The following is a 14,436-nucleotide window of genomic DNA, read 5'->3' as shown; positions in this document are numbered from 1 at the left end:
ATGGCCGCGAGCCCCACCGACGTCATTCCCGCCGCACCGCATCGGCGCCTGCTCCACGGCGACCTAGGCGGCCGCATCCTGCTCGGGGTACTGGCGCTGCTGGCCGTGGTGGTGCCGGTGGCGAACCTGCTGGTGCCGGAGGGCTCGCCCTTCCATGTGTCCACCTACGCGGTGACCGTGCTCGGGCGTTATCTGTGCTTCGCGCTGCTGGCCCTGGCGCTGGATCTGGTGTGGGGATTCTGCGGCATCCTGAGTCTCGGCCACGGCGCCTTCTTCGCCCTCGGCGGCTATGCCATGGGCATGTACCTGATGCGCCAGATCGGCGACCGCGGCGTCTACGGCGACCCGGTGCTCCCGGACTTCATGGTCTTCCTCGGCTGGGAGGAGCTGCCCTGGTACTGGATGGGTTTCGACCAGTTCTGGTTCGCCGCTCTGATGGTGTTTCTGGCGCCGGGGGCGCTGGCTTTCGTGTTCGGCTGGCTGGCCTTCCGCTCGCGGGTGACCGGGGTGTACCTCTCGATCATGAGCCAGGCGATGACCTATGCCCTCATGCTCGCCTTCTTCCGCAACGAGATGGGCTTCGGCGGCAACAACGGCCTTACCGACTTCAAGGACATCCTCGGCTTCTCGATCTCCGCGCCGGGCACGCGGGTGGCTCTGTTCGTCGCCTCGGTGCTGGCGCTGGCCGGCGGCTATCTGATCTGCCGGATGATCGTGCGCTCGCGCCTCGGTCGGGTGGTGATGGCCGTGCGCGATGCCGAGCCGCGGGCGCGCTCGCTCGGCTACCGCACGGACCACTACAAGGTCTGGCTGTGGACCGTCTCGGCGATGCTCGCCGGTCTCGCCGGCGCCCTCTACGTGCCCCAGGTGGGCATCATCAACCCGAGCGAGTTCTCGCCACTGAACTCCATCGAGGCGGTGGTGTGGGTGGCCGTGGGCGGCCGCGGCACGCTGTTCGGCGCTGCCTGGGGCGGGGTGCTGGTGAACTGGGCGCAGACCCTGCTCACCTCCTGGCTCGCAGAGCTCTGGCTGTTCGTGCTCGGGGGGCTGTTCGTCGCGGTGACGCTGTTCTTCCCGCGGGGCATCGTCGGCCTGCTGCGCCGCCGCGGAGGTGACGGATGAGCATGCTCGCCCGAACCCGGGAGGTGATGCGCCGGGACCAGGTCTTCGACATCGTGCGCCCGCGCCAGGATCTGGACGCCCGGCTGGATACCCGGCACGGCCCGATCCTCTACCTCGAGGATGTCACCGTCAGCTTCGACGGCTTCCGCGCCCTGGATGCGCTCACCCTCTACATCGACGACGGCGAGCTGCGCTGCATCATCGGCCCGAACGGCGCCGGCAAGACGACCATGATGGACGTGATCACCGGTCGCACGCGGCCGGACAGCGGTCGCGCCTTCTTCGGCCAGCGCCTGGACCTGCTGCGGCTGCAGGAGACCGAGATCGCCCAGGCCGGGATCGGGCGCAAGTTCCAGAAGCCCACCGTGTTCCCGAGCCACCGGGTGGTGGAGAACCTCGAGCTCGCCATGGCCGGCGACCGCCGGGTGTGGCCCGTGCTCGGCGCCCGGCTCGACAGTGCCGCCCGGGACCGCATTGCTGCCGTGCTGGACGAGGTGGGCCTGGCGGATGTCGCGCCCCGACCCGCCGGCGAGCTCTCCCATGGCCAGAAGCAGTGGCTCGAGATCGGCATGCTGCTGATGCAGGAGCCGCGGCTGCTGCTGGTGGACGAGCCGGTGGCCGGCATGACGCACCAGGAGATGGACCGCACCGCGGAGCTGCTCACCCGGCTCGCGGGCCGCCATTCCGTGGTGGTGGTGGAGCACGACATGGAGTTCGTGCGCTCCATCGCCCGCAAGGTCACGGTCCTCCATCAGGGCAGCGTCCTGGCCGAGGGCAGCATGGCCGAGGTGCAGGCGGACCCGCGGGTGGTGGAGGTCTATCTGGGGGAATGATGCGGGTATCGGGTGCCGGGTGACGGGAGACGGGTCGTAGGTCGTGCGCGGCGCAGCCGCGTGCGACGTTCCCCGGATCCGGCTTGGGCCCCCGCACGGGCTACGGTGTCAGGGGCGGTGCGGTGTACCTCGCCCCGGGACACGCCGTGAATCCGTCCCTGGAGGCTCCACTGCGGCATCCCTGCCGCAGAGGGTCCCGGGGCGAGGCACACCACACCGTCCTTCACGCGCCGGGGCTTCTTCGCGGGAAACGTCGCACGCGGCTGCGCCGCGCACGACCTACGCCGGCGACCCCGGCCCGTGGAACACGAAGGGAGCTTGCATTGTGCTGTCGATAGAGAGGCTCAATCAGTACTACGGCGAGAGCCACACCCTTTGGGACGTGGATCTGGAGGTGCCGAGCGGTGCCTGCACCTGCCTGATGGGCCGCAACGGTGTGGGCAAGACCACTGTTCTGAAGACCGTCGTGGGGCTGCTCGAGGCCCGGTCGGGGGAGATCCGGTTCGATGGCCGGGCGGTCCAGCGGGAGCCCACGGAGCGCCGGGCGCGGGCCGGGATCGGCTATGTGCCCCAGGGCCGGGAGATCTTCCCCCTGCTCACGGTGGAGGAGAACCTGCGGATCGCCCGGGCAGCCATGGGCCGGCGCGACATCCCGGCGCTGGTCCACGAGCTCTTCCCGGTGCTGCGGGAGATGCGCCATCGCCGCGGCGGCGACCTCTCCGGCGGGCAGCAGCAGCAGCTCGCCATCGGCCGCGCACTGTGCCTGGAGCCGAAGCTGCTGATCTTGGATGAGCCCACCGAAGGCATCCAGCCCAACATCGTGCGCGAGATCGGCGACATCATCCGCCGGCTGAACCGCGAGCAGGGGCTGACGGTGCTGCTGGTGGAGCAGAAGCTGCCCTTCGCCCGCCGCACCGCGGACACCTTCTGCATCCTCGACCGCGGCCGCAGCGTCGCCGCCGGCCCCATGGCAGAGCTCGGTGACGATCTGGTGCGCCAGTACCTGACGGTGTAGCGCCGCCTCAGCCGCCCGCGCTCAGGCGCTCGCGGTAGCTGACCGCCTCGGCCACGTGGGCCTCTCCCGGTTGGTCGGCGCCGGCCAGATCGGCGATGGTGCGGGCGATGCGCAGACAGCGATCCCACGCCCGTGCGGACAGGCGCAGGCGCTCCGCGGCCTCGGTGAGCAGGCGGCGGGCGGCCGTATCGGGCTGGCAGCTGCGCGCCAGGGCGGCGGGCGTGAGCCGGGCGGCGGGCACGCCGTCCCGTCGCAGCTGGCGCTCGCGGGCCTCGATCACGCGTGCGCGGACGGCGGCCGAGGGCTCGCCGGGATCGGACCCGGCGAGCTCCAGGGCGGTGAGCCGCGGGACGTCCACCTGCAGGTCGACCCGGTCCAGGAGCGGGCCGCTGAGCCGTCCGCGGTAGCGGTTGACCTGATCCGGGCTGCAGCGACAGGGCTCGATCGGGTCGCCCAGGTGGCCGCAGGGGCAGGGGTTCATGGCGGCGATGAGCTGGAAGCGGGCCGGGAAGGTCAGCTTGGCGGCGGCGCGGGAGATGGTCACCGCGCCGGTCTCCAGCGGCTCGCGCAGCGTCTCCAGGGCCGCGCGGCTGAACTCCGGCAGCTCGTCGAGGAAGAGCACGCCGTTGTGGGCGAGGGAGATCTCGCCGGGGCGCGGGCGCCCGCCGCTGTAAAATACAGTAGATGAGGCGATCATGGTAGAATTAAACAAGGGGTTACATTGCTTCGCACAAGTGATCCCGCGACTAGAGGACAACGGTATGCGCGACTGGCCTAAGCAAAAACAGAAGATCCTCCGACTGGATTTAGAGGGGCCGGTGCGTCGCATCGGACGGAGCCGCCGCAGCGTCACTGGACAGGCGCACGTACGTGGTAGGTCCGTTCGGTTCGAGTCCTCGCTTGAGTGCGACTTCCTCAACATCGTGGACTTCGATCCGACCGTCACGGAGGTGATCGAACAACCGCTGCGCATCCACTTCCAGGGCACGGACGGGAGACTCCGCCACTACACGCCCGACTTTCTCGTTCGGTACCTGGATGCCCCCGCAGGACTCTTCGAGATCAAGTACCGGGAAAACCTCTGGGCACAGTGGAAGGACCGCAAGCCCGCCTTTAAGGCGGCGAGGCAATACGCAAAGAAGAACGGTATGACGTTCTCGATCCTCACGGAAGTTGAGATAAGGGGGAGTGGGTATCTAGGCAATGCCAAGTTCCTCCGCGGCTATATCCATCGTCCAGAAGACCGCGCGATGGAAGAAAAGTTGGTTAGCACGCTCGTGGTGCTCGGCGAATCGACGCCGGCCGCATTGTTGGCGGCATGCTTTTACGACAAGACGAATCGGATGAAGGCAATTCCGAGCCTGTGGCGATTGGTGGCCATCAACCGAGTGAATGCCGATCTCACACAGCCGCTGACAATGAACACACCCATCTGGATACAAGCCGGGGAGGGATTCGTATGGAACGATCCACATTCCTATCAGTTCGACCTGGATCAGTCGTTGTTCTAGGCGAGCGACGCTATAAGGTCACCCATGTTCTGGGCCTCGACGCGATCCTGGCCCAGAACCTGGAAACGCTGGCTATGGAGCGCCTGCGCATCGCGCAGTTGACGTCGGTGCACCCGGCCGAAGAGGCCGGAGAGGCCGTGGCGGCTGGCAAGGACATCGCTGAGATCTCTGAGGAGGACTGGGCCGAGGCGCAGCGGCGGTTCGACGCCATCAAGCCGCTTCTCGATAATCCAATGCGCACTCGTGAGGCCGCAGAGGCGAAGGCGAAGGAAGCTGGCGTTCATGTGGCAACACTCTATGAGTGGCTCCGCCGCTTCCAGGACTCACGCCATCTCTCCTGCTTGATTCCGGGCCGGCGTGGTCCGAAGCGGGGTGGGAGGCGCCTCTCGAAAAAGGCTGAGGCGATCACTGAGTCCGTAATCAATCAGTATTACTTGAGCAATCAGCGGCCCTCTCCCGGGGATGTGGCAGCTCGTGTCGTCGAGGAATGCAAAAAGGCCGGCCTCAAGCCGCCTCATCCGAATACGGTCAGGAACCGTATTCGAGAGTTGCCGCGCGCGGTTTCTCTGCGTCGGCGGGGACGTCGCGATGAAGCGCGGAATATGTTTCAGCCAATTCGAGGTGGGTTTCCCGGAGCGGACTTCCCTCTTTCGATCGTGCAGATCGACCACACCGAGGCTGACATCATCGTCGTCGAGGAAGAAACGCGCCTGCCCATGGGCCGTCCCTGGGTCACGCTTGCGATCGACGTGTACAGCCGAATGGTCGTCGGGATCTACATTTCGATGGATCCGCCAAGCGCCGTTTCTGTAGGCATGTGCCTGGCCAACGGAATGCTCCCAAAGGAAGGCTACCTCGCGGACCTTGATGTGCCGGGCGAGTGGCCGGTCTGGGGGAAGATGCGGGTGGTCCATGCGGATAACGCGAAGGAGTTCCGAGGGGCCATGCTGCAGCGGGCTTGCGAGCAGTACGCCATCGAGCTCCAGCTGCGGCCGGTGAAGCTTCCTCACTACGGGGGGCATATCGAGCGGTTGATGGGCACCAACGCCAAGCAGATTCACAAGCTCCCAGGCACCACGTTCGCCTCGCCCGCCGCGCGTTCCGGCTACGACTCCGAAGGGAAGGCCGCACTGACGCTTCGGGAGTTCGAGCAGCAGCTCGTCGACTACATCGTCAATGTCTACCACCAGCGCGAGCACTCAGGGCTCGGCCTGCCACCGAAGCGCCAGTGGGAGATCGGCGTGCTTGGCAACGACGAGCAGCCCGGGATTGGTGTTCCCGACATTCCCGCGGACCCGGCACGGCTTCGGCTCGACTTCCTGCCTTACGTGATGCGCACCGTTCAGACCTACGGGATCCAGATCGACAAGATCTTCTACTTCCACGAGGTGCTGACCCCGTGGATCAACGCGATGGATCCCTCGCATCCCAAGGCCAAACGGCAGTTCATCATTCGCCGGGACCCGCGCGACATCAGCCGGGTGTACTTCTTCGACCCCGAGGCGAACGAGTACTACACGATCCCCTACCGCAACGTCGCCCACCCGGCGGTGAGCCTCTGGGAGGTGCGTGCCGCCCAGCGCCGTCTTGCCGAGGAGGGCCGCAAGCATGTGGACGAGGACGCCATCTTCGAGGCCGTCCAACGCATGCGGGAGCGCGTTGAGGAGGCCAAGCACAAGTCCAAGAAGGCCCGCCGGCAGGCTCACCGCGTCAGGGCCTCCACGGGAGGGGCTTCCAGGGGCTCGGGCAAGGGGAAGCGCAAGTCTCCAGCGGGTCCTGCCGAGCCATCCGGCAAAAGGCTGCCGGTGGAAAACGACACCAACGCCGCGGTGAATACCGACCTCGCCGAGGATGACCTGTTCTCCGAACCGGTCACGGCCTTCGATGATCTGGGGGTGGAGCGATGAAGAGCCTCGAGCACCTTGAGTGGGAAATCAGGGACACCGTTGACCTTCCGCTGTCTGCGCGGATTCACGAGCTTCGCCGGGATCGGTGGATCGGATACTCGCGGGCGCAGCAGGCGATCGACGCGCTCTCCGACCTGTTGATGTACCCCAGGACGCTGCGCATGCAGAACATGTTGCTCGTCGGGGAAAGCGGCAACGGGAAGAGCACCATCATCTCCCACTTCGAGAGCCTGTACCCATCCTACTGTCGCGACAACGGCCACCCGGAAGTGCCGGTCGTGGTGATGAACATGCCCTCGGAGCCGAACGAGTCCCGGTTCTGGTCCGAGCTGCTCCTGCAGCTCATGATCGCGCACCGTGACACTGACCCGGTACAGCGCAAAAAGGAGCAGGCGCTCTCGGTGCTCGAGTACGTCAAGTGCCGCATGCTCGTCATCGATGAGATCCACAACATCCTCTACGGACATGCTCGAGCCCAGCGCCACTTCCTCGGCGTACTGAAGAACCTGAGCAACGCGCTTAAGCTCCCGATCGTGGCGGTGGGCACGCGGGATGCGATCCGCGCGCTGCACACCGACCCGCAGATCTCCAGCCGCTTCGCGCCGTTCGGGCTTGCCCGCTGGAAGCTGGACCGGGAGTTCCTGCGCCTGCTCGCGAGCTTCGAGCGTCTTCTGCCGCTTGCCGAGCCGTCCAACCTCACCAACCGGGAAACGGCGATCAAGGTGTTCAACATGAGTGAGGGGCTGATCGGGGGTGTGAGCGGCGTGCTGAAGGCCGCGGCCGTGCATGCGCTGCGCGAGGGCAAGGAGCGTATCGAGCCGCAGATGCTCGACGAGATCGAGTGGGTGAGCCTGAAGAACTACGGTGAGCAGGCGCGGGCGCTGTGATCCCCGCCCGATGGGCGTTCCGGCTGCGGCCACGCCCCGAGGAGCTTCTCAGCTCCTATCTCTGTCGCGTTGCGTTCGCGCACGGGAGTCAGCCCTATCGGTTCCACCGGCTCTACTGGCCGAGGATGGAGCTCTGGACACGCGACATTGACCGGGGCGTACCCCTCGCCGTGCTCGCGGCCGCGTGCAAGACGTCGGGCCTCTCGTTGCCCGAGGTCACCGACCTAACCCTGGCTCCGGAACAGGCCGCGCTGGTCAAGAACGCGAGCATCCCGGGCGTTACTCCCTTCGTGCTCTCGCTCGGCATCTATCACCGGGCGAGGCAGCACCATGGCCAGCAATTCTGCCCCGACTGCCTCGCCGAAGGCAGCGGCTTTATCAAGCGCTGGCGCCTTGCGTTCGTCTTCGGGTGTGAGCGCCACCGACGCGTTCTGCTCGACGCCTGTCCCCACTGCGGAGCCCCACCCGCGCCGCATCGCAACCTGATTCCACGGCTCGAGGCCTGTGAGCGCTGCCATGGGCTTCTGTCTGCGCCCGCGGAGACCGCGGCGCAGCCATCAGCGAGCGCCTGGGCCCTGCAGCGACTGCTGCTCTCGGCTGCTGGTGTGCGGGCGAGTGAGGCGCGGCAAGATGTCGACGCGTACCCCCAGGGCTCGGCCGCGACCTATCGCTCCTTATTCTCGGCTGTCGGCGACCCGCGCATCCATGCGCGGCTCAGGGCAAGTCTCGGTCTTCCCGGTTTGCCTGAGGGATCGCTGGAGCGGCGACGCCTGGAACATCGGAGAGTCGAGCAACGCGCGCTCTTGATCGAGACCGTGGCGGCCTGGCTGTCGAACTGGCCGGAGGCGTTCCGAGTAGGCGCCCAGGAGTCCCGTATGACCCAGCGTGTCTTCGCAAGACTTCACCTCGACGGGGTCGTCGCCGCCGAGATCGCCCGCCTCCCATCGGGACAGCAGCGGACTCGGGTCACGCGCTCGGCCCGCCCGGCTGCCGCCTGGCAGCGACGCAAGCGTGAGAAGCTCGAGGCCTACCGGGAGCGCCGGGCCCGTGCGCTGCTAAAGTCGTTGACCTAGCCGAGCAACTGCCCCAGAGGGAAGTGGGCAATGAGCCAATCGGACCACGCCGCAGAGGCCAGCCGCCGTTGCGATGAATGTGGTCGCGCGATGGCCAAGGCGCACCGGCGCTACCGCGGTAACCGGTACTGCCAGAGTTGCTACGCGCGCCTTTTCATCCGCGTGAGCTGCGAGCAGTGCGGGCGCACTACTCGCGTGCATCGCAACCGTGGCCATGGGCTTTGCGGCGAGTGCTGGCGGAATAGCCGACGGTGTGTTCGCTGCGAGCGCCCGGTGCCGGTCGCAGGGCGCGTTATCGAGGCCGGCGCCGTCTGCCCCTCCTGCGCGCGGTACTACCGAAAGCTGAAGACATGCGGCCATTGCGGCCGAAGTGTTCGCGAGCTACCCGGGATCCGCGATGGCGCTGCAGTCTGCTCGAGCTGCGACCCTACCCGGGAGACGTGCCGCGTCTGCCGCCGATACCGTAAGGTGCTGCGCCGTGACGCGCAGGGACACCCGCTTTGTGGGGACTGCGGCGCAGAACGGCCGGTATCCCACGCCTGCCCTCGTTGTGGAGTCCCGGTCCCAGGGGGCGGGGGGCGCCTCTGTGACCCCTGCGCCCTGCGCGAGCGTGCCGAGCGGCGCACGTCTTTGAACGCAGAGCTCATCGAGCAGTACTGGGTGCGCCGGCTATTCGTGGACTTCTGTCGCTCGCCGGTGCTCGAGGTCTCCGATGGGGCCCTGGTGGGCCGACTTGACCACTATGCGCAGTTCTTCGCCGAGATCGATCGGCACTTGAGCGACTGGAAGGAGGTCTCGCAGGAGTCGCTCTACCGCATTTTCACAGCCGAGGGGCTTCGGCGGCACTACCTCCCGGTTTCCTACCTTGTGCGCCGCCTTCGACTGCCGTGGAGCAACGATGACCTCGCGGAGCTCATCGAGCGAGACAGGCGACTGCAGGCTCTCCAGCGCCTCGGCGATCGGGTCTGGGTCGGGACGCTTCACGAATACGCTGACTGGCTATCGCGGGATACCCAGGCGAAGCTTCGCGAGAAATCCATACGCGTCTATGTCAACGCTGCAGCGAAGCTGCTAGAGCACGCCCAGGTTGAACGGCCCACCGAGCTCGACGCGAAGCACCTGACGCGATTTCTTCGACGCCATCCGGGCCACCGGGCGAGCCTCACGCGGTTTGTGCGTTTTCTGAAGGTGCAGCACGGCCTCTCAATCGCGTTGCCCCCGGGGCGTCCACCCAGGAAGAACCGGTATGCATCGCGCGTTGAGCATACGGTCCGCCAGATCACCACGGCGCTGGAGCGGCCCTGCACCGCCGCCAAGCGCCGCGCCCTGGTGGCGGAACTGCTTGCACGCCTCTATGGAGTGCCGCTAACCCGCGTGCTCGCGCTCACCCGGTCTGAGGTCACCCACCAGGGTCACAAAGTCGTTCTGTGGCCTGGGGAGTCGGATATTCGGCTCGAGGAGAAGGTCGCGCGGCTATTTCGGGAGTCAGTCCTGGATGAGGCACGTGGTGAGATGCTGTTTCCTGGGCGTAATGGTGTTCAGCCCCTGTCCACGCATGCCGTGAAGTACTACGTACGCCAGCATGCCGGGTGACCAAGGATATGGGGCTCGACCGAGCAGGCGAATGCGTGCCACTGATCCGGCCCTGTCGCGGGCGATGCCGGACGGCCCCTTGGGGTCGTCCAGGCGCGGCCTACTAAGATCCTTCGCCGCTCGCGCAGGCGCGCAGTGCCACGTGCACGGCAAGACGCGTAGCGCTCAACCCGAGGCGCCAGGCAAGCAGCGCCAATGCGGTTGCCATTGGCGCTACCGCCGAGGGGGGATCTCGGCCGTGGAGGGGGCAGCGCTGGTGACAGAGAAGCGAAATCTGGCCACTTCCGCCGTTTCTGCACCCGCCTCGGGACGCATCCGGGTGGCCTCGAGGCGGACCTCGAAGCCACAGGCCTCGGCAATTTTGTCGATCTGATCGAGCCCGGGGACGCGCCCGGCGTTGCCCCCCTCAAGTCGCGAGATCACGGTGCGGCTTGTGCCCAGGCGCTTGGCAAGCTGCGCCTGGCTAAGGCCGGCCGCTGAGCGCATGTCAAAGGCGAGCCGTCCTAGCTCGAGGGCAAGAGCCGAACGGCGCATGGCCTCCCGAGTGGCGGGGCGCTTGGCAAGCTGATCCAGCAGTTCGTAGGCGTCGCAGTCCATGGGTAGGTCCCTGAGTGGGGAGGCACGACGGCACTGAGATTGTCGAGGAGGTCATGCTGGAGCGCAATCAGGCGTGGGGCCACTGTGCGCTCTGGACATCGGTGTTGGTCAGTCCATCGAACCGGCGTATCAGAAACAGCGGAAGCGGTCGCCGAAGCTGCCGCGCTCAGCCGCGCGCTCGTTGTAGTGCCGGATCGCGTCGCGGTTCTCATTACGCCAGGTCTGCTCGCGGTGCGCCCGCAGCGCCTCGCGCAGATGCCCCTCGAGGACCTGCGACAGATTAATCCCCTGTGACCTTGCCTCATCAACCACGGCGCTATCGAGGCTTAGGTGGACGGCGCGCTTCTTCGTGCTGCGTCGGCTGTCATGCCCAAAAGCCATGTCTGTCACCGGAGGCGGGAGCGTCCACAGGATCTTGGACCGATCGTTCGTGCCCTGCCATCGATGCGCGTTCACTGTGCATCGACGGAGACAACGCGTTTCGGTACAGCGCCCTGGCATACCAGCCACGAGCCAGCTGCCTGTCCGTCGAAGCGAGTCGCGCTTGAGCCGGAGGTGGAATTCGGCTGGTTAGGAGCACCCCCCATGGACCCAATGCCTGGATCACGGGGGGCCTACGAACGGGGCGCGTGGGAATCTTCAGCACGTTGGCTGAGTCCTTTAAACCGCGCCCGGACCCTATTCGCTCGGTGCCGGGATCGGAGTCATACAGCCGGGCGTGAATAAGTTCGGTGCCGAATCGTTCGCGAGCTGACGTAGCGGTTCACAGCCTCCGAGCGAAGCAAGTTTGCGACAGGTTCTTCCGCCCATTTCCGAGGGCACGGCAAGGGTCGACCGTAGCCAATTCCATGTGCCTTTCCCCACCCGAAGGTACTTGCGCCTGTTGCCCTTGAGCGGGAGATGCCAGAGTTCGGGCTAGCGCGGTAGGGGCTCACTTCACCATGAGCTAGAACCCGGCGCTCAAGCGCCGGGAGCCGACCGGTTCCTCAGATGGCCGAGCCGTCAGGCCACACGGAGCTTGTCGAGATCGCCCCCAGTTTGCTCCCAGTCCTTTATCCACTGCGGCTTGCGGCCCCGCCCGGACCAGGTCTTGGTTGGATCGTCCGGATGACGGAACTTGGCAGGCGCCTTGCCTGCACGCTTCTTGGCCTTCGGCGCACTACCGACGAGGTCGTCGAGCGCGAAACCATACTTCTCGGCGACGCGTTTTGCCTCGCGCAGCGCTTCCTTCTTCTCTTCCTGCTGCTTCCTGCCGATCTCTTTCTCGATGTCGCGCTTCAGCTGCTCAAGTTCCTTGATGCTGTGTTTGGATAGATCCACTCGATGCCTCCTGTTTCAGTTTCTCTTGGCTCGCAGGTATTACTGCGGCGGTGAAGCTATCGCAAAAAGAGGGAGAATGAAATACGCCACCGGGGCGCTAGGCAGTAAGCGTCCGGCCAGCACCCACTTCTCGTTGTGACGTCGCCTCGCCGATGATCAGCGCTCACGCATAGGCGGGCACTTGTGAGGTGCCCACTTGGAGGCGAGGTGGACACCATCGATGGGGATCAGACGCTGAGCCGCCAGCGCCGGCGGCGCTTCAGCATTGAATACAAGCGCCGCCTCGTTGAGGAGAGCCTCGAGGGCCCGGACTCGGTCTCGGTGGTCGCGCGCCGCCACGACGTCAACGCCAACCAGCTCTTCCGCTGGCGCCGGCTCTACCGCCTCGGGGAACTTGGGGCGCCGAGTGAGGGTTCGGCGCTGAGCCTGCTGCCGGTGCGCCTGGCCGCCTCCGAGCCGCCGCCGGTGCCGCCGGAGGTGAAGAGCGCGGCGCCGTCGGGCAGCCTGGAGATCGTGCTCGCCGCCGGCCACCGCCTGGTGGTGCGCGGCGCGGCGGACGCCGCGGCCCTGCGCGTCGCGCTCGAGGTGCTCGGGCGATGATCGCGCTGCCCTCGGGGGTGCGCATCTACCTGGTGGCCGGCGTGACCGACATGCGCAAGGGCTTCGACGGGCTCGCGGCGCTGGTGCAGCAGGCGCTGGCGAAGAACGCCTTCTCGGGGCAGCTGTTCGTCTTCCGCGGCCGGCGCGGGGATCGGATCAAGGTGCTCTGGTGGGACGGCCAGGGGCTGTGCCTCTATGCCAAGCGCCTCGAGCGGGGCCGGTTCATCTGGCCGCAGGTGCGCGAGGGGGCGGTGCACCTCACCGCCGCACAGCTCTCGATGCTGCTCGAGGGCATCGACTGGCGCCTCCCGCAGCGCACCTTCGACCCGCAATGCGCGGCCTGAATCGATCCGAAAAAGAGCGACTTGGCCGATCTGCCCGGGTATAATTAGCCGGTGCAATCCACCACTCCCCATCCGCCTGACGCCCTGCCCGTCGACGCCGCGGCGCTGCGCGAGCTGCTGCTCGCGAGCCGCGCGGAGCTTGCCGCCTCGCAGGCGACGGTGCGCCGCCAGGCCGAGGAGCTCGAGCGGCTGCGCCTGCAGCTCGCGAAGCTGCGCCGGATGCAGTTCGGGCGCTCCTCGGAGCGGCTGCAGGCGCAGATCGCGCAGCTCGAGCTCGCCATCGAGGCGCTTGGCGGGGAGCCGGCCGGGGAAGCGGTGGCGGCTCCCCCTGCCACCAAGCCGGCACGGCAGAGCGCGCCGCGCACCCCGCGGGCGCTGCCGGCGCACCTGTCGCGTGAGACCCAGCGCCATGAGGGCCCCTGCGCCTGCCCGAGCTGCGGCGGGGTGCTGGTCACCTTCGGTGAGGACGTCTCGGAGGTGCTCGAGTACGTACCGGCCTCCTTCCGGGTGATCCGCCACGTGCGCCCCAAGCAGCGCTGCCGCGCCTGCGCGGCGGTGGTGCAGGCGCCGGCTGCGGAGCGGCCCATCGCCCGAGGGCTCGCCGGCCCGGGGCTGCTCGCCCACGTGCTCGTGGCGAAGTACTGCGATCACCTGCCGCTCTACCGCCAGGCGCAGATCTATGCCCGCGAGGGCGTTGCCATCGAGCGCTCCACGCTCGCCGACTGGGTGGGCGCGGCGAGCGCGCTGCTCGCCCCGCTCGGCGAGGCGCTGGAGCGCCACGTCCTCGGTGGCGCGAGCCTGCACGCCGACGACACGCCGGTGCCGGTGCTCGATCCCGGGCGCGGGCGCACGCGCACCGCGCGCCTGTGGACCTACGTGCGCGAGGAGCGCGGCTGGGGCGGCGCGGCCGCCCCCGCGGTGGTCTTCCGCTACAGCGCCGACCGCAAGGGCATCCACCCCCAGCGCCACCTGGCCGGCTACCGCGGCACGCTCCAGGCCGACGGCTATGCCGGCTTCGGGGCGCTGTACGCCAGCGGGCGCATCGAGGAGGCGGCGTGCTGGGCGCACGTGCGCCGCAAGTTCCACGACGTGGCCGCGGCCACCGACTCGCCGCTCGCGCGCGAGGCGCTCGCGCGCATCGGCGCGCTCTACGCGCTGGAGGCCGAGATCCGTGGCCGCCCGGCCGAGGTGCGCCGCGCTGCCCGCGAGGCCCGCGCCGGCCCGCTCGTTGCCGGGCTCAGAACCTGGCTCGAGGAGATCCTGCGCACGCTCTCGGCAAAATCCGCGCTCGCCGCGGCAGCGGGCTATGCCCTTGGCCGCTGGGAGGCGCTTGCGCGCTACCTCGGCGACGGGCGGCTTGAGATCGACAACAACGCCGCCGAGCGGGCGCTGCGCACGGTCGCCCTCGGGCGCAAGAACTACCTGTTCATGGGCTCCGACCACGGCGGGGAGCGCGCCGCACTGATCTACAGCCTCATCGGCAGCGCCCGACTCAATGGGCTCGACCCCTTCGCCTACCTGCGTACGGTGCTCGAGCGCATCGCCGAGCATCCGATCCGGGAGATCGACGCGCTGCTGCCCTGGAACCTGGCCGCCGAGCTGGGCGACCATCGCCGTCAGGCTGCCTGAGCGAA

The 14,436-nt window shown here is 67.5% G+C and carries 15 protein-coding genes; 11 read left to right on the top strand and 4 right to left on the bottom strand.

Annotation, left to right across the window (positions count from 1 at the left end; translation table 11 throughout):
- The 3 genes from urtC (at position 1) to urtE (ending at position 2,970) form a co-directional block, all read left to right on the top strand.
- Positions 1 to 1,122 (top strand): urea ABC transporter permease subunit UrtC, encoded by a 1,122-nt coding sequence (gene urtC / locus LMH63_RS17705; protein WP_109674988.1) that lies wholly within the window; start codon positions 1 to 3, stop codon positions 1,120 to 1,122.
- Positions 1,119 to 1,955, top strand: a complete 837-nt coding sequence (gene urtD / locus LMH63_RS17700; protein ID WP_109674986.1) for an urea ABC transporter ATP-binding protein UrtD — start codon at positions 1,119 to 1,121, stop codon at positions 1,953 to 1,955. The genes urtC and urtD overlap by 4 nt, the downstream gene beginning before the upstream one ends.
- A 325-nt stretch (positions 1,956 to 2,280) precedes the next feature.
- Entirely contained in the window at positions 2,281 to 2,970 is a 690-nt protein-coding gene (gene urtE / locus LMH63_RS17695; protein WP_109674984.1) for an urea ABC transporter ATP-binding subunit UrtE, read from the top strand.
- Between the two features lie 7 nt (positions 2,971 to 2,977).
- Here the strand turns inward: urtE and LMH63_RS17690 are convergent, their stop codons facing one another.
- Positions 2,978 to 3,682, bottom strand: coding sequence for an ATP-binding protein (locus LMH63_RS17690; protein WP_373317879.1), 705 nt, complete (start codon positions 3,680 to 3,682; stop codon positions 2,978 to 2,980).
- A 49-nt stretch (positions 3,683 to 3,731) separates the two neighbouring features.
- Between LMH63_RS17690 and LMH63_RS17685 the strand changes: the two genes are divergently transcribed.
- The 5 genes from LMH63_RS17685 (at position 3,732) to LMH63_RS17665 (ending at position 9,941) form a co-directional block, all read left to right on the top strand.
- Positions 3,732 to 4,481: a TnsA endonuclease N-terminal domain-containing protein gene (locus LMH63_RS17685; protein WP_229332656.1), complete on the top strand. Its 750-nt coding sequence runs from the start codon at positions 3,732 to 3,734 to the stop codon at positions 4,479 to 4,481.
- A 74-nt stretch (positions 4,482 to 4,555) separates the two neighbouring features.
- Positions 4,556 to 6,388, top strand: a complete 1,833-nt coding sequence (locus LMH63_RS17680) for a TnsB C-terminal domain-containing protein (RefSeq protein WP_229332655.1) — start codon at positions 4,556 to 4,558, stop codon at positions 6,386 to 6,388.
- Positions 6,385 to 7,275: a TniB family NTP-binding protein gene (locus tag LMH63_RS17675; protein WP_109674978.1), complete on the top strand. Its 891-nt coding sequence runs from the start codon at positions 6,385 to 6,387 to the stop codon at positions 7,273 to 7,275. The genes LMH63_RS17680 and LMH63_RS17675 overlap by 4 nt, the downstream gene beginning before the upstream one ends.
- Complete coding sequence (locus tag LMH63_RS17670) at positions 7,272 to 8,348, top strand: TniQ family protein (RefSeq protein WP_109674976.1); 1,077 nt, start codon at positions 7,272 to 7,274, stop codon at positions 8,346 to 8,348. Before LMH63_RS17675 ends, LMH63_RS17670 begins: the two co-directional genes overlap by 4 nt.
- Before the next feature lie 630 nt (positions 8,349 to 8,978).
- Positions 8,979 to 9,941, top strand: a complete 963-nt coding sequence (locus LMH63_RS17665) for a hypothetical protein (RefSeq protein WP_109674974.1) — start codon at positions 8,979 to 8,981, stop codon at positions 9,939 to 9,941.
- Between the two features lie 213 nt (positions 9,942 to 10,154).
- Here LMH63_RS17665 and LMH63_RS17660 read toward each other — a convergent pair whose 3' ends face one another.
- The 3 genes from LMH63_RS17660 to LMH63_RS17650 all read right to left on the bottom strand — a co-directional run bounded on the left by LMH63_RS17660 (position 10,155) and on the right by LMH63_RS17650 (position 11,858).
- Entirely contained in the window at positions 10,155 to 10,538 is a 384-nt protein-coding gene (locus LMH63_RS17660) for a helix-turn-helix domain-containing protein (RefSeq protein ID WP_109674972.1), read from the bottom strand.
- A 129-nt stretch (positions 10,539 to 10,667) separates the two neighbouring features.
- The gene (locus LMH63_RS17655) at positions 10,668 to 10,919 is read right to left on the bottom strand and encodes a type II toxin-antitoxin system CcdA family antitoxin (protein WP_158280248.1); all 252 of its coding nucleotides are present in this window, start codon (positions 10,917 to 10,919) and stop codon (positions 10,668 to 10,670) included.
- A gap of 621 nt (positions 10,920 to 11,540) precedes the next feature.
- Positions 11,541 to 11,858, bottom strand: coding sequence for an H-NS histone family protein (locus LMH63_RS17650; RefSeq protein ID WP_109674968.1), 318 nt, complete (start codon positions 11,856 to 11,858; stop codon positions 11,541 to 11,543).
- 207 nt (positions 11,859 to 12,065) lie between these two features.
- On the opposite strand from LMH63_RS17650, the gene tnpA reads away from it, so the two are divergent.
- The 3 genes from tnpA to tnpC all read left to right on the top strand — a co-directional run bounded on the left by tnpA (position 12,066) and on the right by tnpC (position 14,431).
- On the top strand, positions 12,066 to 12,458 hold the full coding sequence (gene tnpA / locus LMH63_RS19420; RefSeq protein WP_146205305.1) for an IS66-like element accessory protein TnpA: 393 nt from the start codon (positions 12,066 to 12,068) through the stop codon (positions 12,456 to 12,458).
- Positions 12,455 to 12,802: an IS66 family insertion sequence element accessory protein TnpB gene (tnpB, locus tag LMH63_RS17640; RefSeq protein WP_109680413.1), complete on the top strand. Its 348-nt coding sequence runs from the start codon at positions 12,455 to 12,457 to the stop codon at positions 12,800 to 12,802. Before tnpA ends, tnpB begins: the two co-directional genes overlap by 4 nt.
- 84 nt (positions 12,803 to 12,886) lie before the next feature.
- Positions 12,887 to 14,431, top strand: coding sequence for an IS66 family transposase (gene tnpC / locus LMH63_RS17635; protein WP_373317942.1), 1,545 nt, complete (start codon positions 12,887 to 12,889; stop codon positions 14,429 to 14,431).
- Positions 14,432 to 14,436: the final 5 nt, after the last annotated feature.

The organism is Spiribacter halobius (assembly GCF_020883455.1).
Lineage (GTDB): Bacteria > Pseudomonadota > Gammaproteobacteria > Nitrococcales > Nitrococcaceae > Sediminicurvatus > Sediminicurvatus halobius.
The sequence above is the reverse complement of the archived record's forward strand: the minus strand, read 5'-3'. Positions and strand labels throughout refer to the sequence as shown.